The organism is Acetobacter sp. A11-2, assembly GCF_040208445.1.
Lineage (GTDB): Bacteria > Pseudomonadota > Alphaproteobacteria > Acetobacterales > Acetobacteraceae > Acetobacter > Acetobacter oryzoeni.
In genome coordinates, this window is record NZ_CP157843.1 from 1,382,165 (window position 1) to 1,400,572 (window position 18,408).

The 18,408-nt window shown below is 53.6% G+C and carries 27 protein-coding genes; all 27 read right to left on the minus strand.

From position 1 onward, the window contains the following. Positions 1 to 90: 90 nt before the first annotated feature. Positions 91 to 759, minus strand: a complete 669-nt coding sequence (locus ABNV41_RS06600) for an adenylate kinase (RefSeq protein WP_087651398.1) — start codon at positions 757 to 759, stop codon at positions 91 to 93. Further along, the gene (secY, locus tag ABNV41_RS06605; RefSeq protein WP_003628215.1) at positions 756 to 2,114 is read right to left on the minus strand and encodes a preprotein translocase subunit SecY; all 1,359 of its coding nucleotides are present in this window, start codon (positions 2,112 to 2,114) and stop codon (positions 756 to 758) included. Before secY ends, ABNV41_RS06600 begins: the two co-directional genes overlap by 4 nt. A 135-nt stretch (positions 2,115 to 2,249) precedes the next feature. After that, a complete protein-coding gene (gene rplO, locus ABNV41_RS06610; protein ID WP_050819563.1) occupies positions 2,250 to 2,738 on the minus strand; it encodes a 50S ribosomal protein L15 in 489 nt (162 codons plus the stop codon). Position 2,739: 1 nt separating this feature from the next. Further along, positions 2,740 to 2,925 (minus strand): 50S ribosomal protein L30, encoded by a 186-nt coding sequence (gene rpmD / locus ABNV41_RS06615; RefSeq protein ID WP_003622738.1) that lies wholly within the window; start codon positions 2,923 to 2,925, stop codon positions 2,740 to 2,742. Next, a complete protein-coding gene (gene rpsE, locus ABNV41_RS06620) occupies positions 2,918 to 3,493 on the minus strand; it encodes a 30S ribosomal protein S5 (protein WP_006116042.1) in 576 nt (191 codons plus the stop codon). Before rpsE ends, rpmD begins: the two co-directional genes overlap by 8 nt. 15 nt (positions 3,494 to 3,508) lie before the next feature. After that, positions 3,509 to 3,871 (minus strand): 50S ribosomal protein L18, encoded by a 363-nt coding sequence (gene rplR / locus ABNV41_RS06625; protein WP_042786744.1) that lies wholly within the window; start codon positions 3,869 to 3,871, stop codon positions 3,509 to 3,511. Continuing rightward, positions 3,871 to 4,404 carry a 50S ribosomal protein L6 gene (gene rplF, locus ABNV41_RS06630; protein WP_003622732.1) on the minus strand — a complete coding sequence of 178 codons (534 nt, stop codon included), beginning with the start codon at positions 4,402 to 4,404 and terminating at the stop codon, positions 3,871 to 3,873. Before rplF ends, rplR begins: the two co-directional genes overlap by 1 nt. Positions 4,405 to 4,414: 10 nt before the next feature. After that, positions 4,415 to 4,813: a 30S ribosomal protein S8 gene (rpsH, locus tag ABNV41_RS06635; protein WP_349935073.1), complete on the minus strand. Its 399-nt coding sequence runs from the start codon at positions 4,811 to 4,813 to the stop codon at positions 4,415 to 4,417. A gap of 9 nt (positions 4,814 to 4,822) precedes the next feature. Further along, positions 4,823 to 5,128: a 30S ribosomal protein S14 gene (rpsN, locus tag ABNV41_RS06640; RefSeq protein ID WP_003622728.1), complete on the minus strand. Its 306-nt coding sequence runs from the start codon at positions 5,126 to 5,128 to the stop codon at positions 4,823 to 4,825. Positions 5,129 to 5,208: 80 nt separating this feature from the next. Beyond that, entirely contained in the window at positions 5,209 to 5,778 is a 570-nt protein-coding gene (gene rplE, locus ABNV41_RS06645) for a 50S ribosomal protein L5 (protein WP_050819562.1), read from the minus strand. Between the two features lie 10 nt (positions 5,779 to 5,788). Next, positions 5,789 to 6,109 (minus strand): 50S ribosomal protein L24, encoded by a 321-nt coding sequence (rplX, locus tag ABNV41_RS06650; RefSeq protein WP_003622726.1) that lies wholly within the window; start codon positions 6,107 to 6,109, stop codon positions 5,789 to 5,791. After that, complete coding sequence (gene rplN / locus ABNV41_RS06655; protein ID WP_012812770.1) at positions 6,109 to 6,477, minus strand: 50S ribosomal protein L14; 369 nt, start codon at positions 6,475 to 6,477, stop codon at positions 6,109 to 6,111. The genes rplX and rplN overlap by 1 nt, the downstream gene beginning before the upstream one ends. An 18-nt stretch (positions 6,478 to 6,495) precedes the next feature. After that, positions 6,496 to 6,765, minus strand: coding sequence for a 30S ribosomal protein S17 (gene rpsQ, locus ABNV41_RS06660; RefSeq protein WP_042786748.1), 270 nt, complete (start codon positions 6,763 to 6,765; stop codon positions 6,496 to 6,498). Between the two features lie 13 nt (positions 6,766 to 6,778). Beyond that, entirely contained in the window at positions 6,779 to 7,015 is a 237-nt protein-coding gene (rpmC, locus tag ABNV41_RS06665) for a 50S ribosomal protein L29 (RefSeq protein ID WP_003622719.1), read from the minus strand. A gap of 1 nt (position 7,016) precedes the next feature. Then, complete coding sequence (rplP, locus tag ABNV41_RS06670; protein WP_035351612.1) at positions 7,017 to 7,433, minus strand: 50S ribosomal protein L16; 417 nt, start codon at positions 7,431 to 7,433, stop codon at positions 7,017 to 7,019. A gap of 18 nt (positions 7,434 to 7,451) precedes the next feature. Then, the gene (rpsC, locus tag ABNV41_RS06675) at positions 7,452 to 8,129 is read right to left on the minus strand and encodes a 30S ribosomal protein S3 (RefSeq protein WP_003622715.1); all 678 of its coding nucleotides are present in this window, start codon (positions 8,127 to 8,129) and stop codon (positions 7,452 to 7,454) included. Positions 8,130 to 8,132: 3 nt separating this feature from the next. Next, positions 8,133 to 8,543 carry a 50S ribosomal protein L22 gene (gene rplV / locus ABNV41_RS06680; protein ID WP_003622713.1) on the minus strand — a complete coding sequence of 137 codons (411 nt, stop codon included), beginning with the start codon at positions 8,541 to 8,543 and terminating at the stop codon, positions 8,133 to 8,135. 6 nt (positions 8,544 to 8,549) lie between these two features. Then, the gene (rpsS, locus tag ABNV41_RS06685) at positions 8,550 to 8,828 is read right to left on the minus strand and encodes a 30S ribosomal protein S19 (RefSeq protein ID WP_012812769.1); all 279 of its coding nucleotides are present in this window, start codon (positions 8,826 to 8,828) and stop codon (positions 8,550 to 8,552) included. 13 nt (positions 8,829 to 8,841) lie between these two features. Next, positions 8,842 to 9,672 carry a 50S ribosomal protein L2 gene (gene rplB / locus ABNV41_RS06690; protein ID WP_003628218.1) on the minus strand — a complete coding sequence of 277 codons (831 nt, stop codon included), beginning with the start codon at positions 9,670 to 9,672 and terminating at the stop codon, positions 8,842 to 8,844. A 16-nt stretch (positions 9,673 to 9,688) separates the two neighbouring features. Further along, a complete protein-coding gene (locus ABNV41_RS06695; protein ID WP_003622708.1) occupies positions 9,689 to 10,024 on the minus strand; it encodes a 50S ribosomal protein L23 in 336 nt (111 codons plus the stop codon). Beyond that, positions 10,021 to 10,635: a 50S ribosomal protein L4 gene (gene rplD, locus ABNV41_RS06700; RefSeq protein WP_003622706.1), complete on the minus strand. Its 615-nt coding sequence runs from the start codon at positions 10,633 to 10,635 to the stop codon at positions 10,021 to 10,023. The genes ABNV41_RS06695 and rplD overlap by 4 nt, the downstream gene beginning before the upstream one ends. Positions 10,636 to 10,639: 4 nt before the next feature. After that, the gene (rplC, locus tag ABNV41_RS06705; protein ID WP_003622704.1) at positions 10,640 to 11,323 is read right to left on the minus strand and encodes a 50S ribosomal protein L3; all 684 of its coding nucleotides are present in this window, start codon (positions 11,321 to 11,323) and stop codon (positions 10,640 to 10,642) included. Positions 11,324 to 11,333: 10 nt separating this feature from the next. Next, positions 11,334 to 11,642 (minus strand): 30S ribosomal protein S10, encoded by a 309-nt coding sequence (rpsJ, locus tag ABNV41_RS06710; protein ID WP_007282720.1) that lies wholly within the window; start codon positions 11,640 to 11,642, stop codon positions 11,334 to 11,336. Between the two features lie 108 nt (positions 11,643 to 11,750). Continuing rightward, the gene (gene tuf, locus ABNV41_RS06715) at positions 11,751 to 12,941 is read right to left on the minus strand and encodes an elongation factor Tu (RefSeq protein WP_042786750.1); all 1,191 of its coding nucleotides are present in this window, start codon (positions 12,939 to 12,941) and stop codon (positions 11,751 to 11,753) included. Between the two features lie 90 nt (positions 12,942 to 13,031). Beyond that, positions 13,032 to 13,508 carry a 30S ribosomal protein S7 gene (gene rpsG, locus ABNV41_RS06720; protein ID WP_006116053.1) on the minus strand — a complete coding sequence of 159 codons (477 nt, stop codon included), beginning with the start codon at positions 13,506 to 13,508 and terminating at the stop codon, positions 13,032 to 13,034. 14 nt (positions 13,509 to 13,522) lie between these two features. Then, entirely contained in the window at positions 13,523 to 13,894 is a 372-nt protein-coding gene (rpsL, locus tag ABNV41_RS06725; RefSeq protein ID WP_003622698.1) for a 30S ribosomal protein S12, read from the minus strand. 338 nt (positions 13,895 to 14,232) lie between these two features. Beyond that, entirely contained in the window at positions 14,233 to 18,408 is a 4,176-nt protein-coding gene (gene rpoC / locus ABNV41_RS06730) for a DNA-directed RNA polymerase subunit beta' (RefSeq protein WP_050819560.1), read from the minus strand.

Consider the following 18,408-nt stretch of genomic DNA (forward strand, 5'->3'; position numbering starts at 1 on the left):
CTTAACCACGAACGCTCATAGCCCTTGGGGCAGATTTCACTTGGTGGCCGCGAAATATACCGGCCACCGCCACAAGTCAACGAAAACGGATCACTTTTTCGTGATCAGCCCCTCGCTGGCAAGCGCATCTTCGATTTCGCCTGTCACTTCAGAGGCCGACAGCATGCCGTTAATTTTGTGCAGCCGTCCGGTTTTTTCATAAAACGGCAGAATCGGAGCCGTGAGTTTCCGGTACTCTTTCAGCCGTTCAACAACGGTTTCCCGCTTATCGTCCGCCCGGCGCTTGAACTCATGGCTGCCGCAAGAATCACAGACCCCTTCCACCTTCGGTGGGTTAGAGACCTCGTTGTACGTCTTGCCGCAGTTACCACAAGTAAAGCGACCGGAAATCCGATCTGCCAGAATTTCTTCATCCACATCCAGGAAAAGAACGATATCGATCTTCTTCCCATCAGAAGACAGCATGCTGTCCAGCTCTTCAGCCTGCGCCAAGGTACGCGGGAAACCATCCAGAATAAAACCATTCTGGCAGTCTGCCTGCGCAATCCGGCTTTTCAGCATTGCAATAATCAACTCATCCGGCACCAGTTTCCCGGCATCCATCAAAGCTTTTGCCTGCTTCCCTGTTTCAGATCCCTTGGCCACTTCTGCGCGCAGCATGTCGCCCGTAGAAATCTGAATCAGCCCATACCGCTCTTCAAGAAGTTTGGACTGCGTACCTTTTCCCGCGCCGGGAGGGCCCAGAAAAATAATATTCATCGTCTGATGATCCTCTGCTTCCTGCCGCCGCGTGATTTACGCATAAGCCCCTGATACTGGTGCGCCACCAGATGAGACTGAATTTGTGTGACCGTATCAATGGTTACAGACACAATAATAATCAGACTCGTTCCGCCAAAATAGAACGGTACGTTGTAGTGGCTGATCAGGATCTGAGGCAACAGACAGACTGCCACCATATACGCCGCACCAATCGTGGTCAGACGGGTGAGAATTTTATCAAAGTACGACGCCGTAGACGCACCAGGGCGCACACCAGGAATAAACCCCCCCTGCTTTCTCAGATTATCGGCTGTTTCCGTCGGGTTGAAGGTAACGGCCGCATAGAAATATGAGAAAAACACGATCATGGCAGCATAGAACAGCATATACAGCGGCTGCCCTTGCCCAAGTTCCTGCCCCAGAAAAGAAAGCCAGCCCGGCAATGATTTGCCGTTCATAAAGCCAGCAATCGTAACCGGAATCAGCAACACTGAAGAGGCAAAAATCGGTGGGATAACACCCGCCGTATTCACTTTCAGTGGCATATGGGTTGTGTCACCCCCAAACATCCGCTGCCCCATCTGGCGCTTTGGATACTGGATAACAACCCGACGCTGTGCCTGTTCCATGAACACAATGAACATGATGGTAAGCGCTGCAAGAACCAAGAAAAGCAGCACAAAAAACGGTGAAAGTGCGCCCGTGTAACCAAGCTGAAAGAGGCTTGCCAATGCATGCGGCAGGTTGGCCACAATACCAGCAAAGATAATGAGCGAAATGCCATTCCCCACGCCGCGCGCGGTAATCTGCTCACCCAGCCACATCAGAAACATGGTTCCGCCAACAAGCGTGGTAACGCATGAAAGCAAAAAGAACATGCCTGGATGAACAACAGCAGCGCCAGCAGCGCTGTGCACGTTCTCCAGCCCCACAGCTATCCCATACGCCTGAAACAGCGCGATAAGAACAGTGAGGTAACGTGTGTACTGATTAAGCTTTTTACGCCCCTGTTCACCTTCTTTCTTGAGAGCCTCAAGAGAAGGCACAGCAGTAGACATAAGCTGCACAATAATAGACGCAGAGATATATGGCATGATGTTCAGTGCGAACACGGTCATACGCCCAAGCGCACCCCCCGTGAACATGTTGAACATGCCCAGAATGCCACCCTGATGCTGCGCCAGAAGCTGCCCCATAACTGTGGCATCTACCCCCGGAACCGGGATGTATGTGCCTAAGCGGTAAACAATCAGCGCACCCAGTGTAAACCAAATTCGCTTTTTAAGTTCAGTCGCTTTGGCAAAAGAGCCTACATTAAAGTTGGCAGCCAGTTGTTCGGCCGCGGAAGCCATGCATCCGTCCTTTCATACAAACAGCGCCACCACGGCTGTGGAGACGCTGGCACAATCGCCTGAAAAATTCAGACAACATTCTGAGAAGGAACAAGAAAGGAGAACAGTGCAAACACTGCTCTCCTTTTTGCAACATCAGGAAGCGCTGGCTTCAGCAGCTTTTGGCTGCAGCAGCTTAACACTACCTCCGGCTTTTTCTACTGCTGCAACAGCAGAAGCTGATGCACCAGAGACTTCAAACGTAACAGCTTTTGTCAGCTCACCTTCGGCCAGAATGCGCACGCCAGCATATTTGCCAGTGCCAACCAGACCAGCTTTTTTCAAAGCTTCTTCAGTAACAGCTGCGCCTGCTGCCAGTTTGCCATCAGCCAAGGCTTTTTCCACCGCGCCAAGATTTACGGGAGCGTAAACCTTACGGAAGATGTTTTTGAAACCACGCTTCGGCAGACGACGATAGATAGGAAGCTGACCACCTTCAAACCCGTTCAGAGAAACCCCTTCACGAGCCTTCTGGCCTTTTACACCCCTACCAGACGTCTTACCCTTACCGGAACCAATACCGCGCCCAAGACGCTTTTTCCGGTAACGGGAACCTTCGTTATCACGAAGTTCGTTCAGCTTCATTTCAATCCTCCACCTTCACCAGGTGGGCCACTTTGCGTACCATACCCCGAACAGACGGAGTATCTTCCAGAACGCGTTCACGGCCAATCTTATTCAGACCCAGACCGATCAAAGTTGCCTGCTGCCCAGGCTTACGTCCGTTACCGGACGCAATCTGCACAACCTTAAAGGTTTTTTTATCAGACATCAGCGGCCTCCGCAGCAACAGCCTGTTCACGCTTACCGAAGATTTCAGCAACCTTCTTACCGCGACGGCTAGCTACAGAACGTGGGCTTGCACAACGTGCCAGCGCATCGAAAGTTGCCTTAACCATGTTGTGCGGGTTCCGGGTGCCCAGAGACTTCGCAACAACATCGTTAATGCCAAGGCTTTCGAACACGGCACGCATCGGACCACCAGCGATAATCCCTGTCCCGGCTTCAGCTGACCGCAGCACAACTTTACCAGCACCGAAGTGACCGGCAACATCATGATGCAGCGTACGGCCTTCCTTCATAGGGACACGAATCATGCCACGCTTGGCACGTTCCGTAGCCTTACGAATTGCTTCAGGAACTTCGCGGGCCTTACCTGCACCGTAGCCAACACGCCCCTTCTGGTCACCAACGACAACCAGAGCAGCGAAAGCAAACCGACGACCACCCTTAACCACTTTCGCAACGCGATTGATGGTTACCAGCTTGTCAACCAGTTCATCCCCTTCGCGCTCACGCTCACGGCCGCCTCGACCGCCTTCTCTTGGTTCACGAGCCATTCCGTGATCCTTTCCTCAGAAGGAGAGACCGCCCTCACGGGCCGCCTCTGCCAGGGCCTTGACGCGCCCGTGATAAAGATAAGACCCCCTGTCGAACACGACCTGAGATACACCTGCAGCAACGGCGCGCTGTGCAACCAGCTTACCGACAGCGCCAGCGCTTTCCTGCGTGGAACCTTTTTTCAGATCCGTCCGCAGCTCCTTATCCAAGGAGGACGCTGAGGCCAAAGTACGGCCCTGCGCATCGTCGATCACCTGAGCATAAATGTTCTTGCCAGACCGGAAAACAGACAGACGCGGGCGCCCACCTGCCTTACGGCGCAGCTGAAAACGGAGACGCGCCCGACGGCGGTTCCGCAATTCCTGCTGAGTGCTCATTATTTCTTCTTGCCTTCCTTACGACGAATGGTTTCCGTTTCGTACCGAACACCTTTGCCCTTGTAAGGTTCAGGCTTACGGAAGCTGCGGATATCAAGAGCAACCTGCCCAACCCGCTGCTTATCGATCCCTTCCACCACAATAGCCGTCGGACGCGGCGTAGAAATCTTGATGCCTGCAGGAATCGGATACACAACATCATGGGAGAACCCAAGGTTCATCACCAGATTGGAACCCTGCACAGCTGCACGGTAACCTGTGCCGTTAATTTCCAGAGCCTTGGAAAAACCTTCCGAAACCCCTTTAACAGCCGTTGCGATCAGGGCACGTGTTGTACCCCACATCATGCGAGCCTGAGCAGCGGTGCCCACTGGCTGCACAACAACCTTACCATCCTGCACATCAACGGAAACGTGTGAAGAAAGTGGCAGAGCCAACTCCCCCAACTTCCCTTTGGCCTTCAGAACACCATCTGCAATAGCAATGGTTACCCCTGCCGGCACTTCAACAGGATACTTGCCTACGCGTGACATTTACCCCTCCTTAGAAAACACGGCAGAGGACTTCACCGCCAACATTGGCAGCACGAGCCTCAACATCGGAAAGAACACCGCGCGGCGTGGAAAGGATGGAAACACCCAGACCCGCACAAACACGAGGAAGCTCTTTAATTTTGGAATATACGCGACGACCAGGGCGTGAAACGCGCTGAATTTCGCGGATAACCGGCTCACCGTCAGTGTATTTCAGTTCAATATGAAGCTGAGCAATACCCTTACGGACGTCTTCACGCTTATAGCCACGAATGTAGCCTTCGCGCTGCAGAGATTCCAGAACACTCACGCGCAGCTTGGAAGCCGGAGCAACACAAGCATTGTGACGCGCACGCTGAGCATTACGAATACGGGTGAGCATATCACCCAAAGGATCAGAAAGTGACATCTCGCGCCCTTACCAGCTTGCTTTAACCACGCCCGGAATCTGGCCTTCAGATGCCAGATCACGGAAAGCAATACGGCACAGTTCAAACTTGCGGTAGTTACCGCGAGAACGACCTGTCAGTTTGCAACGCAGACGAACCCGCACGCGCGAACCATTGCGCGGCAGTTCAGCCAGCTTCAAAGACGCATCAAACCGATCCTCCACGGGAAGAGAACGATCCATAACGATATTTTTGAGAGCTACCCGCTTCTCTTTATCCCGTGCCGCCATGCGCGCGCGCTTTGCGTTACGCAGAATGGCAGAAGTCTTAGCCATACAACATTACCTCCGGAACCCTTCGAAAACCTTCGACGGTTTTCCAAGATCACACATTAAAACACCCAGAAGGGTCTGTATCATCCCAAGAAGGGAAGATCAAACGCCTTAAGCAGGGCCTTGGCTTCTGCATCTGTTTTTGCGCTGGTTACGAACACCACGTCCATGCCGCGGATTTCATCTACCTTATCGTATTCGATTTCAGGAAAGATGATCTGTTCTTTTAAACCCAGAGCAAAGTTACCACGACCGTCAAAACCTTTGGTAGCCGGCAGACCGCGGAAATCGCGGATGCGTGGCATAGCAATGGTTACCAGACGATCAAGGAATTCATACATCCGTGCACGGCGCAGAGTGACCTTACAGCCAATCGGCAGACCTTCACGGATCTTGAAGCCCGCAATAGCTTTTTTCGCTACAGTCTTAACAGGCTTCTGACCAGCAATAAGAGCCATATCTGCAACAGCAGCATCCAGCTTCTTCTGATCGCCAGCAGCTTCACCCACGCCCATGTTCAGGACGATTTTTTCAAGGTGAGGCACCTGCATTTCGTTTTTGTAACCAAACTGCTCACGCAGGTTGGCACGCAGTTCGCTTTCATACCGCTGCTGAAGGCGCGGCAGGGAACGACCTTCCTGTTTCGCACTCATTCGTAGCCCCTCAACCTTCAATAGCTTCGCCGGTCGCCTTAGCGATGCGAACTTTTTTGCCGTTTTCCAGCACTCGGAAACCAACGCGTGTTGGTTTTTTAGAGGCCGGGTCAATCAGCTTCAGGTTAGAAAGGTGAATAGGCGCTTCACGGGTGATAATCCCGCTTTCTTCACCCATACGACGCGCACGCTGATGACGCTTGATCAGCGCCACACCACGTACAACCGCACGGTTTTCGGAAGGACGAACCTCCAGAACTTCCCCCTGCGTCCCCTTGGAGGAACCGCTGATGACGACAACCGTATCGCCTTTTTTAATACGGGCAGCCATTACAACACCTCCGGCGCGAGAGAGATGATCTTCATGAACTTCTTCGCACGCAATTCACGCACAACCGGTCCAAAAATACGCGTACCAATCGGTTCCTGCTGCTTGTTAATCAGCACGGCTGCGTTTTTATCGAAACGGATAGCGCTACCATCAGGCCGACGGACTGGATAGGAAGTCCGCACAATAACAGCCTGGTGAACGTCGCCCTTCTTCACTTTCCCGCGGGGGATAGCTTCTTTAACGGAAACGACGATCACGTCGCCGACCGAGGCGGACTTCCGCTTGGAGCCGCCCAGCACCTTGATGCACTGCACCTGACGCGCACCGGAATTATCGGCTACGTCAAGGTTGGTCTCGGGATGGATCATAACCTAAATATCCTTACGTTAAGCCGATGCACCGGCTTCCGCACCAACGACTTCGCCGTTGCGGGAAATCACAGTCCACGTCTTGCGGCGTGAAATAGGCGGACATTCAACAATCCGCACGGAGTCACCAACCTTGCAGATATTTTCTTCATCATGCGCCGCATATTTTTTAGAGCGACGAATGAACTTCTTATAGAGCGGATGCATGACGCGACGATCGACAAGAACCGTAACGGTCTTGTCCATCTTATCGCTGGTCACACGCCCGGTCAGGACGCGCCTTGGCATCGGCTAACTCTCCTCAGGCATTGGCAGCAGATGTTTTTGCACCTGCTGCAGTCTTTGCATTTTGCACCGCAATCGTCTTGATCCGTGCAATCTCACGACGCACCGCACGCATACGGCTCTGCGCTTCAGTCTGACCCGTGGCCTGCTGGAAACGCAGATTAAGCTGCTCACGCTTCAATTCAACCAGACGAGCTTCAAGCTCGTCTGGAGTCTTGGCGCGCAAATCGGCTGGCTTAGTTGCCTTTACCATCTCACGCATCTCCAATTCGGGTCACAAACTTGGTCTTGATCGGCAGTTTTGCTGCACCCAGAGCCAGCGCTTCACGCGCCAGTTCAGGGGGCACACCTTCGATCTCGAACAGAATGCGACCTGGCTTCACACGGGCCACCCAGTATTCGGGGGAACCCTTACCGGAGCCCATACGCACTTCTGCAGGTTTTGTCGAGACCGGAAGGTCAGGAAAAATACGAATCCAGACGCGACCTGCACGTTTCATGGCACGTGTGATAGCCCGACGAGAGGCTTCGATCTGGCGTGCCGTAATACGTTCCGGCTGAAGAGCCTTCAGTCCAAACGTACCGAAGTTCAACGTGGTGCCACTTTTTGCAAGGCCGTGGATACGGCCTTTGTGGGCTTTACGGAATTTTGTCCGCTTCGGGGAAAGCATGTTGTTTTATCCCTCTCCTCAGCGCTGAGGAGCCTGTTCGGCCGCCCGGCGATCCTGAGCCATCGGATCATGAGCAAGAATTTCGCCCTTGAAGATCCAGACTTTTACACCGCAAGTGCCATAGGTGGTCTTTGCTGTGGCTGTGCCATAATCGATATCGGCACGCAGGGTGTGCAGAGGCACACGACCTTCACGATACCATTCGATACGTGCGATTTCCGCACCGCCAAGACGACCAGAGCAGTTAATACGAATGCCCTGTGCGCCCAGACGCATTGCAGACTGCACGGCACGCTTCATGGCACGACGGAAAGCCACACGGCGTTCCAGCTGCTGAGCAATGTTTTCTGCAACCAAGGTTGCATCGATTTCCGGCTTGCGGATTTCAACAATGTTCAGCGCAACTTCCGTGCCAGCCATACGTGTCAGCTCTTTACGGAGCGCATCGATGTCCTGGCCCTTTTTACCAATCACGACACCCGGACGAGCAGCGTAAATGGTAACGCGGGGCTTTTTAGCCGGACGTTCGATAACGACACGAGACACACCAGCGCCAACCAGCTTGCGGCGCAGGAATGCACGCAGCTTCAGATCTTCATGAAGCAGCTTTGAATAGTCGGAATCGGCATACCACCGGCTATCCCACGTGCGGTTGATACCGAGCCGCAGCCCGATTGGATTGACTTTATGTCCCATACCTCAGGCCGCCTTCTGTTCGGAAGAAGCTGCTTCAGGCTCAGCAGCCCGTTCAGCTACAACAATCTTCAGGTGACTGAAAAACTTTTCAACGCGAGCAGAACGCCCACGGCCACGGGCGTGGAAACGCCGCATGACAATGGATTTTCCAACTTCAGCTGTCTTCACCACCAGCTGGTCAACGTCCAGCTGGTGATTGTTTTCAGCGTTAGCGATTGCGCTTTCCAGCGTCTTTTTCACTTCCTGAGCGATACGGCGCTTAGAGAACGTCAACGTTGCAACAGCCTGGGAAGCAGGCTTGTTGCGGATCAGGCCAGCCACAAGGTTCAGCTTGCGGGGGCTAACCCGGATGTTGCGCGTAACTGCCTGCGCTTCTGTTTCCGCGAGTGTGCGCGGATGCTTCGGCTTGCTCATCTCTGCTTAGCCCCGCTTAGACTTCTTGTCAGCGCCATGCCCGTGGAATGTACGGGTCGGGGAAAATTCGCCGAACTTATGTCCGACCATGTTTTCCGTAACCTGTACGGGCAGAAACTTCTGACCATTATAAACACCGAACGTCAGACCGACGAACTGCGGAAGAATTGTAGAACGACGAGACCAGATCTTGATCACTTCGTTACGACCCGACGCGCGGGATACCTCAGCTTTATTCAGCAGATACCCGTCGACGAACGGGCCTTTCCAGACGGAACGTGCCATCTTCTATTGCCCCTTACTTGCCGGTCTTTCGACGACGGATAATCAGACTGTCCGTCCGCTTGTTGACCCGAGTTTTGTACCCTTTGGTTGGCTTACCCCACGGCGTAACCGGATGACGGCCACCAGAGGTACGGCCTTCACCACCACCATGTGGGTGATCAACGGGGTTCATCACCACACCACGGTTGTGAGGACGACGACCCAACCAACGGGAACGCCCTGCCTTGCCCATATGCTGGTTCATATTATCCGGGTTGGACACAGCACCAACAGTAGCCATGCACTCACCACGAACAACGCGCAGCTCACCAGACTGCAGCTTGATCTGGGCGTAGCCGGAATCCTTACCAACGAGCTGGGCATATGTGCCAGCAGAACGTGCCAGCTTACCGCCTGCACCCTGCTTCAGCTCGATGTTATGGATAATCGTTCCCACCGGGATGGAAGCCAGCGGCATAGCATTACCAGGCTTAATATCCACGCGCGCACCAGCGATGACATTGTCACCAACCTTCAGACGCTGCGGAGCCAGGATATATGCAAGCTCACCATCTTCATACTTCACCAGCGCAATAAACGCGGTGCGGTTCGGATCATATTCCAGACGCTCAACCGTACCCAGAACATCAAACTTACGACGTTTGAAGTCTACATAACGGTAAGACTGCTTATGACCACCCCCACGGAAACGGGAAGTGATACGACCGTTATTATTACGGCCGCCTGTCTTGTTTTTACCTTCGGTCAACTGTTTGACCGGCTTACCTTTCCAAAGGTCAGCACGATCAACCAGCACCGTACCACGCAAGCTTGGCGTGACAGGATTAAAGTGCTTCAGAGCCATGAATTTCTACCTTCGGTCACGCCAGCTTGGCGGTAAGATCAATGGACTGACCTTCCGCAAGCTGAACGAACGCCTTCTTCACGTCAGAACGCTGCCCAACACGCCCTTTAAAGCGCTTGGTTTTCCCCTTCTGAACCAAGGTGTTGACACCAACAACCTTGACCCCGAACAGCGTTTCCACCGCAACCTTGATTTCAGGCTTCGTAGCGGACATTGCCACTTTGAAAACAACCTGGTTCTTTTCAGAAAGCGCCGTAGCTTTTTCCGTGATCACAGGTGTACGCACAATGTCGTACATCGCTTCACGGGAAAGACGCTCGGCTTTCTTGCGAATGGCAAGAATATTCGTCATGCCAGGCGCTCCTTCAGTCCTTCAAGGCCGGCCTGCGTAATAGCAAGCACCTCGTGGTTCAGAATGTCGTAAACATTCGCACCAATGGTCGGCAGAATGTCGATCTTGGGCAGGTTACGGGCGGCACGACCGAAGTTCTCATCCACGGCTGCATCCACGATCAGTGCAGATGTCCAACCCAGAGACTTCAGCTTCTTTGCCAGTTCGCTGGTTTTATCAACGCCAGAAGCAGACTGCAGCACAATCAGCTTGCCGTCTTTTGCCTTCTGAGAAAGCGCAGAGATCAGACCAAGGCGACGCACTTTTTTCGGCAGATCGTAACCGTGGTCACGCACAACCGGGCCATGCACTGCCCCACCGGTACGATACTGCGGCGCACGCAATGAACCCTGACGGGCGCTGCCTGTGCCTTTCTGGCGATATGGCTTTTTGGTGGTGCCGGACACTTCGCCCATGCCCTTCACCTTGTGTGTGCCAGCGCGGCGCTTTGCCAGCTGCCAGTGCACAACACGAGCCATGATATCTGCACGCGGTGCTACGGCGAAAATTTCGTCCGGAAGCGTTGCAGAACCAGCGCTGCTGTTGTCTAGCGTCTTGATTTCGATTTCCATGACCTCAGCCCTCCGCCTTCACGAGGCCGGCCGGATAAGGCGCGTCACCATGGCGGGCTTTTTTAATGGCGTCACGGATCAGAACAACACCGTTCTTCGCTCCTGGCACGGAGCCACGAACCATGATCAGATTCTTTTCCGGATCGACCGCTGCGATTTCCAGATTCAAGGTGGTCACGCGTTCATCACCGAGATGACCAGCCATCTTCTTATTCTTAAAGGTCTTGCCGGGATCCTGGCGATTACCGGTCGAACCATGCGAACGGTGCGAAATAGACACACCATGCGTGGCTTCAAGACCAGCAAAATTCCAGCGCTTCATTGCGCCAGCAAATCCCTTACCTTTGCTTACACCCGTAACGTCAACCTTTTGGCCAACAACAAAGTGCGAAGCTGAAAGGGTAGCACCAACCTCAAGAGCGGCATCATCAGCCACACGAAATTCGCGAAGCGCCTGCTTGGGCTCCACCTTCGTGCGAGCAAAATGCCCACGATTCGGCTTGGTTACGTTTTTCACCTTGGCTTTACCCATACCCAGCTGAACAGCTACGTAGCCATCCCGTTCCTGGTTACGGACATCAACCACCTGCACATCATCAACATGCAGGACGGTAACAGGCACATGCGTGCCATCTTCCTTGAACAGTCGGGACATGCCCAACTTCTTTGCGATCAATCCGGTGCGCATCGTCTGGACCTTAGAGTTTGATCTCGACATCAACGCCAGCGGCGAGGTCGAGCTTCATGAGAGCGTCCACGGTCTGCGGAGTGGGCTCAACAATGTCGAGCAGACGGCGATGAGTTCGAATTTCGAACTGCTCGCGGCTCTTTTTATCAACGTGAGGAGAACGGTTAACCGTAAACCGTTCGATATGCGTAGGCAGCGGGATAGGACCCCGAACCCGCGCACCCGTACGCTTCGCCGTATTTACGATCTCTTTCGTGCTGTTATCCAGCACCCGATGATCGTACGCTTTCAGGCGAATGCGGATGTTCTGGTTGTCCATTTGTTTTTTAGTCCAACACTTTACCTATCCGGGGAATCCCGGCCGCCAAGTAAGACCCCGACCAAAATGAATCGGTCGGGGCCACTTAGGCTCAATATCCTCTATCGATTACTCGATAATGGAGGAAACAACGCCAGCACCAACTGTGCGGCCACCTTCGCGAATAGCGAAACGCAGACCTTCGTCCATGGCGATCGGAGCAATCAGCTCAACTTCCATGGCGCAGTTGTCGCCCGGCATCACCATTTCGGTGCCTTCTGGCAGATGCACAACACCCGTCACGTCAGTCGTACGGAAGTAGAACTGCGGACGATAGTTGGTGAAGAATGGCGTATGACGGCCACCTTCTTCCTTCGTCAGGATGTAAGCTTCTGCCTTGAACTTCTTATGCGGCGTGATGGAGCCTGGCTTTGCCAGAACCTGACCACGTTCCACATCTTCACGCTTCGTGCCACGCAGCAGAGCGCCGATGTTGTCACCAGCTTCACCGCGATCAAGCAGCTTACGGAACATTTCAACGCCGGTTACGGTTGTCTTCGTGGTCGGCTTCAGACCAACGATTTCAATTTCGTCACCAACATTGATCACGCCGCGTTCCACACGACCCGTCACCACGGTGCCACGACCAGAGATGGAGAACACATCTTCAATCGGCATCAGGAACGGACGGTCAACCGGACGTTCCGGCTGCGGGATGTAGGAGTCAACTGCGTCCATCAGATCGCGAACGCGGTTTTCACCGATTTCCGGATCACCATCTTCCAGAGTTACCAGAGCGGAACCCTTGATGATCGGCACATCGTCGCCAGGAAACTGATAGGAAGACAGAAGTTCACGAACTTCCATTTCAACCAGTTCAAGCAGTTCCGGATCGTCAACCTGGTCAACCTTGTTCAGGAAGACAACCAGAGCCGGCACACCAACCTGACGAGCAAGCAGGATGTGTTCACGGGTCTGCGGCATCGGGCCGTCAGCAGCAGACACAACCAGGATTGCGCCGTCCATCTGCGCTGCACCCGTGATCATGTTCTTCACGTAGTCAGCATGTCCGGGGCAGTCAACGTGCGCGTAGTGACGCTTGTCGGTTTCATATTCCACGTGAGCTGTGGAAATGGTGATGCCGCGAGCGCGTTCTTCCGGAGCAGCGTCGATCTGGTCATACGCCTTAAATTCAGCGCCGCCCTTCTTAGCAAGCGTCTTGGTGATCGCAGCCGTCAGAGAGGTCTTACCATGGTCAACGTGACCAATGGTGCCGATGTTGCAGTGCGGTTTATTCCGCTCAAATTTAGCCTTAGCCATTTTTTACTCCATGCCCCAAAAACCATTCGGGATGCAGTTGTTATAAGCCCTGCAAACTCACTGCAAGAGGAAATGCAGCAGCTTCTTTCATTACCAGCGATAGTGGCTGAATGCTTTGTTAGCTTCCGCCATACGATGGGTATCTTCCCGCTTCTTCACGGCTGCGCCACGGTTGTTGACGGCATCCAGAAGCTCATTGGAAAGCCGATCCTGCATGGTGTTTTCGCCACGCTTGCGCGCTGCATCAATCACCCAACGGATCGCCAACGCCTGACGGCGGTCTGCGCGAACTTCAACCGGCACCTGGTAGGTTGCCCCACCAACACGGCGAGAACGCACCTCAACAGCCGGCTTTACGTTATCCAGCGCACTGTGGAACAGCACCACTGCATCAGCACCGTTACCGCTACGACGCACCATGGCATCGAGAGCACCGTATACGATTCTTTCTGCAGCAGACTTCTTACCATCGTACATCAGCGCATTCATGAAGCGCGTGACAACGATATCTCCGAATTTCGGATCGGGAAGGATCTCGCGCTTTACTGCGCGATGACGGCGACTCATACCTGTTCTTCCTCTTATTTCGGACGCTTGGCGCCATACAGCGAACGACGCTGACGCCGCTTGGCAATACCCTGCGTATCCAGAACACCACGAAGGATGTGATAGCGCACACCCGGCAAATCCTTCACACGACCGCCGCGGATCAGCACAACACTATGTTCCTGAAGGTTATGACCTTCACCTGGAATATAGCTGACCACCTCATAGCCGTTCGTCAGACGCACCTTAGCGACTTTACGCAGTGCGGAGTTCGGCTTTTTCGGCGTCGTGGTATAAACGCGGGTGCAAACACCGCGCTTTTGGGGGCATCCTTGCAGCGCGGGCACCTTGTTGCGCTTGACCGCAGGCTTGCGCCCCTTGGCAATGAGCTGGTTGATGGTCGGCATGCGCCTTTCCCGATCCTTACACAGTTCGGCCGGCCGCCATTATTTCTGACTGCCGACTTTCATTAAAAAAGATCCCATCAGGCATTTGCCTGTATGGGGCTATGTTGGCATCCGGCCCCGCTTCCACCCCGGAAGCCAACCGCATGCTAGACTCACACAGAAAACCTAATTGCTCTTTCTATCCACAGGGATATCCAGAGCCGAGGGCTGCTACCTAACCTTCCCCCCGCCGGGAGTCAAGTTTTACCCTGCGATTCTTAAAGAATTGCGTCTGCTGTACATGAAAAAAGGACCAGAGTTTCCCCTGATCCTTTTTTCTTGCGGCATATTCGCAACGTTTATTCGGCCGCAGAACGCCCAACACGCTGGCGATCCTGCTCCGCGGCAATAGCCCGCAGACGCTTCATGACACTGCCCGTGCCTGCCGGGATCAAACGCCCGACAATCACGTTTTCCTTCAGGCCCATCAGCTTATCCACTTTCCCTGCCGTAGCAGCTTCTGTGAGCACGCGTGTGGTTTCTTGGAACGATGCAGCAGAGATGAAGGACTGCGTCTGCAGAGAGGCCTTGGTGATACCCTGCAGCACCGGCATACCCTGAGCTGGCCGTTCACCTGCCTTGAGACACTTGGCATTTTCAGCCTCGAACTCAATACGGTCAACGGTTTCACCAATCAGGTATGTCGTGTCACCCGGCTCCAGAATCTCAACTTTCTGAAGCATCTGACGCACGATAACTTCAATATGCTTATCGTTAATCTTCACACCCTGAAGACGATACACATCCTGAATTTCGTTAATCAGATAATCGGACAGAGCCTCAACACCCATCACCTTCAGGATATCGTGGGGCACCCGCGGACCATCGACCAGCGGATCACCTTTTTCCACAAAGTCACCTTCCTGAACGGAAATGTGCTTGCCTTTCGGGATCAGGTATTCCTGTTCCTCACCCGTTTCATCGTTCTTCACGATAACACGGCGTTTGGACTTGTAATCCTTCCCGAACTCAACGCGACCTTCCATTTCCGCGATAATAGCGTGGTCTTTTGGCCGGCGTGCTTCAAACAGTTCAGCAACGCGGGGCAGACCACCCGTAATATCGCGGGTTTTGGACCCTTCACGTGGCAGACGGGCCAGAACGTCACCGGCATTCACTTCCGTGCCGTTTTCAACAGACAGAAGTGTTTCGGGAGAGAGGAAGTAACGGGCATCTGCACCGTTATCCAGCTTCACCACATCGCCGTTGGCATCTTTAAGCTGCAGACGTGGGCGCAGATCCACCCCTTTACCTGCCTGCTTGTAGTCCACCACCACTTTGGATGTCAGGCCGGTCACTTCGTCCATACGCTCAACAAGCGTGATGGAATCAATCAGGTCCAGGTATTCAACCTTACCGGCTTTTTCCGTGATGATCGGAAGGGTGTACGGATCCCACTCAGCCAACTTCTGGCCACGTGCAACCTTTGCTCCTTCTTCCGTCAGCAAACGTGCACCATACGGCACACGGTAACGGGCTTTTTCCACACCGTTTTCGTCAGACAGCAGGATTTCACAGTTACGCGCCATCACGATCGGCACGTTCTGACTGTTATGCACAACGTTGCGGTTACGGATCACAACCTGACCATCGCGAGAAGCTTCGATCATGGACTGTTCTGCACCACGCTGTGCCGCACCACCAATATGGAAGGTACGCATTGTCAGCTGTGTGCCGGGCTCACCAATGGACTGAGCAGCGATAACACCCACAGCTTCACCGATATTTACCGGCGTGCCGCGTGCAAGATCACGCCCATAGCAGCGGGCACAAACACCAACGCGGCTATCACAGGTCAGCACGGAGCGGATATGAACCGTTTCCACACCAGACTTTTCAATACGTTCCGCATCGGCTTCATCAATCAGATGATTGCGCGGCACGATAACTTCACCGGTGCCCGGAACAATCACATCAGAAGCAACAGTACGGCCCAGAATACGTTCGGACAGAGAAGCTACAACTTCCCCACCGTCCATAACTGCGCGAACTGTCAGACCGCGTTCACTGCCGCAATCTTCTTCAATAATGATGCTGTCCTGCGCCACGTCCACCAGACGACGGGTAAGATACCCGGAGTTAGCGGTTTTAAGCGCGGTATCAGCCAGACCTTTACGTGCACCATGGGTAGAGGTGAAGTAATCGAGAACCGACAGGCCTTCTTTAAAGTTGGCGATAATCGGCTGTTCAATAATTTCACCAGACGGCTTGGCCATCAGACCACGCATACCGGCCAGCTGCTTCATCTGAGCCGGCGACCCACGAGCCCCGGAGTGGCTCATCATCCATACGGAGTTGATCTGCTTACCAACTTCCTGACGAGAAATTTCTTTGGTCATGGCCGCCTGCACTTCGTCCGTGCAACGTGACCATGCGTCCACCACCTTGTTGTAGCGTTCGCCAGCCGTGATCAGACCATCCTGATACTGCTGTTCAAACTCTTTCACTTCGGCAGCCGTGCGATCAACCAGTTCTTTCTTTTCGGGCGGGATGATCATGTCATCCTTACCGAAGGAAATACCGGCCTTAGCAGCGTGACGGAAACCCAGAGCCATCAGACGGTCACAGAAGATAACGGCTTCTTTCTGACCACAATGACGGTACACCGTATCAATAACGTCAGACACAGCCTTTTTGGTGAGCTGACGGTTGATAAGGGAGAACGGCACAGCTTTATGCTGAGGCAGGATCTGCGCAATCAGCACACGACCGGGGGTGGTCACGGCTGTTTCGTAGGTGACCTTACCATCTTCGCCAACCTTCTGGAAACGTGCACGAATTTTATCATGCAGCTTCAGTGCACCGGCGCTCAGTGCATATTCCACTTCACCGATAGAAGAGAAAGACGGCGCACCTTCTTTAGTCAAAGCACCTGTTGTCTCGTCATACTCGCAGCGATCAGGCGTGACCTTGAATTCAGGGGTTTCAAGGCTGAGGTAATACAGCCCCAGAACAATATCCTGAGAAGGCACGATAATCGGCTTACCATTTGCCGGGCTGAGGATGTTGTTGGTGGACATCATCAGCACACGCGCTTCAAGCTGGGCCTCAAGGCTCAGCGGCACGTGCACGGCCATCTGGTCACCGTCAAAGTCTGCGTTAAACGCGGTGCAGACCAGCGGGTGCAGCTGAATAGCCTTACCTTCAACCAGCACCGGTTCAAACGCCTGAATGCCCAAACGGTGCAGCGTAGGCGCACGGTTAAGCATAACCGGATGTTCGCGGATAACTTCTTCAAGAATATCCCAAACTTCCGGACGCTCTTTTTCCACCATCCGCTTTGCAGCCTTAATGGTGGTGGCGTGGCCGTATTTTTCCAGCTTCGCGTAAATGAACGGCTTAAACAGTTCCAGCGCCATCTTCTTGGGAAGACCACACTGGTGCAGCTTAAGTTCTGGCCCCACCACAATAACGGAACGGCCGGAGTAATCGACGCGCTTACCAAGCAGGTTCTGACGGAAACGACCCTGCTTACCTTTAAGCATATCGGACAGGGATTTCAGCGGACGCTTGTTAGCACCCGTGATAGCCCGACCACGACGCCCGTTATCAAACAGCGCATCCACAGCTTCCTGAAGCATACGCTTTTCGTTACGCACGATAATATCGGGCGCACGCAGCTCCATCAGGCGCTTCAGACGGTTATTACGGTTGATAACGCGACGATACAGATCGTTCAGATCAGACGTAGCAAAGCGACCACCATCCAGCGGCACCAGCGGACGCAGATCCGGCGGAATAACCGGAACCAGATCCAGAATCATCCATTCTGGGCGGGAACCGCTTTCTGCAAATGCTTCAATCAGCTTCAGACGCTTAACCAGCTTCTTGCGCTTGGCTTCTGAAGTTGTTTCCTTAAGTTCCTGGCGCAGCTCTACCTTTTCGGCATCGCAGTCAATGCGTTCCAGAACTTTTTTAATGGCTTCTGCACCAATGCCGACTTCAACACCCTCATCGCCATATTCATCCATGGCATCAAGGTACTGTTCTTCCGTCAGCAAGGAGTACTGCTTCAGCGGAGACGTGCCGGGTTCCAGAACCAGGTAGCTTTCAAAGTAAAGCACCTTTTCCAGATCTTTCAGCGTCATATCAACCATCAGGCCGATACGGCTGGGAAGAGACTTCAGGAACCAGATATGGGCAACGGGGCTGGCAAGCTGAATATGGCCCATGCGTTCACGACGCACCTTGGCCAGCGTAACTTCAACACCGCACTTTTCGCAGATAATACCGCGGAATTTCATCCGCTTGTATTTACCGCAAAGGCACTCATAATCCTTGATCGGACCAAAGATACGTGCACAGAACAGGCCATCCCGTTCTGGCTTGAATGTACGGTAGTTGATAGTCTCGGGCTTCTTGATTTCGCCATAAGACCAGGAACGGATTTGTTCGGGCGATGCCAGCTGAATCTTGATCTGATCAAACGTCATCGCCTGGCCGGTCTGGCCAAGAATTTTCATGAGCTCATTCAT

Coding starts and splice junctions, on each gene's coding strand:
- rplN (WP_012812770.1), bottom strand. CDS start 6,477: ATGATCCATCCCGAGACCAACCTTGACGTAGCCGATAATTCCGGTGCG.
- rplF (WP_003622732.1), bottom strand. CDS start 4,404: ATGTCACGCGTAGGCAAGTATCCTGTTGAAGTGCCGGCAGGGGTAACC.
- rpmD (WP_003622738.1), bottom strand. CDS start 2,925: ATGTCTGATAAAAAAACCTTTAAGGTTGTGCAGATTGCGTCCGGTAAC.
- rplB (WP_003628218.1), bottom strand. CDS start 9,672: ATGGCTCTGAAGCACTTTAATCCTGTCACGCCAAGCTTGCGTGGTACG.
- rpsH (WP_349935073.1), bottom strand. CDS start 4,813: ATGTCACTTTCTGATCCTTTGGGTGATATGCTCACCCGTATTCGTAAT.
- rpmC (WP_003622719.1), bottom strand. CDS start 7,015: ATGGTAAAGGCAACTAAGCCAGCCGATTTGCGCGCCAAGACTCCAGAC.
- rpsG (WP_006116053.1), bottom strand. CDS start 13,508: ATGAGTCGCCGTCATCGCGCAGTAAAGCGCGAGATCCTTCCCGATCCG.
- rplC (WP_003622704.1), bottom strand. CDS start 11,323: ATGCGCACCGGATTGATCGCAAAGAAGTTGGGCATGTCCCGACTGTTC.
- ABNV41_RS06600 (WP_087651398.1), bottom strand. CDS start 759: ATGAATATTATTTTTCTGGGCCCTCCCGGCGCGGGAAAAGGTACGCAG.
- tuf (WP_042786750.1), bottom strand. CDS start 12,941: ATGGCTAAGGCTAAATTTGAGCGGAATAAACCGCACTGCAACATCGGC.
- rplD (WP_003622706.1), bottom strand. CDS start 10,635: ATGGAAATCGAAATCAAGACGCTAGACAACAGCAGCGCTGGTTCTGCA.
- rplO (WP_050819563.1), bottom strand. CDS start 2,738: ATGAAGCTGAACGAACTTCGTGATAACGAAGGTTCCCGTTACCGGAAA.
- rpsQ (WP_042786748.1), bottom strand. CDS start 6,765: ATGCCAAGGCGCGTCCTGACCGGGCGTGTGACCAGCGATAAGATGGAC.
- secY (WP_003628215.1), bottom strand. CDS start 2,114: ATGGCTTCCGCGGCCGAACAACTGGCTGCCAACTTTAATGTAGGCTCT.
- ABNV41_RS06695 (WP_003622708.1), bottom strand. CDS start 10,024: ATGACGAATATTCTTGCCATTCGCAAGAAAGCCGAGCGTCTTTCCCGT.
- rpsS (WP_012812769.1), bottom strand. CDS start 8,828: ATGGCACGTTCCGTCTGGAAAGGCCCGTTCGTCGACGGGTATCTGCTG.
- rplV (WP_003622713.1), bottom strand. CDS start 8,543: ATGAGCAAGCCGAAGCATCCGCGCACACTCGCGGAAACAGAAGCGCAG.
- rpsL (WP_003622698.1), bottom strand. CDS start 13,894: ATGCCGACCATCAACCAGCTCATTGCCAAGGGGCGCAAGCCTGCGGTC.
- rpsJ (WP_007282720.1), bottom strand. CDS start 11,642: ATGGACAACCAGAACATCCGCATTCGCCTGAAAGCGTACGATCATCGG.
- rpsE (WP_006116042.1), bottom strand. CDS start 3,493: ATGGCTCGTGAACCAAGAGAAGGCGGTCGAGGCGGCCGTGAGCGTGAG.
- rpoC (WP_050819560.1), bottom strand. CDS start 18,408: ATGAATGAGCTCATGAAAATTCTTGGCCAGACCGGCCAGGCGATGACG.
- rpsC (WP_003622715.1), bottom strand. CDS start 8,129: ATGGGACATAAAGTCAATCCAATCGGGCTGCGGCTCGGTATCAACCGC.
- rplR (WP_042786744.1), bottom strand. CDS start 3,871: ATGAGCACTCAGCAGGAATTGCGGAACCGCCGTCGGGCGCGTCTCCGT.
- rplP (WP_035351612.1), bottom strand. CDS start 7,433: ATGCTTTCCCCGAAGCGGACAAAATTCCGTAAAGCCCACAAAGGCCGT.
- rplX (WP_003622726.1), bottom strand. CDS start 6,109: ATGGCTGCCCGTATTAAAAAAGGCGATACGGTTGTCGTCATCAGCGGT.
- rpsN (WP_003622728.1), bottom strand. CDS start 5,128: ATGGCTAAGACTTCTGCCATTCTGCGTAACGCAAAGCGCGCGCGCATG.
- rplE (WP_050819562.1), bottom strand. CDS start 5,778: ATGAGTGCGAAACAGGAAGGTCGTTCCCTGCCGCGCCTTCAGCAGCGG.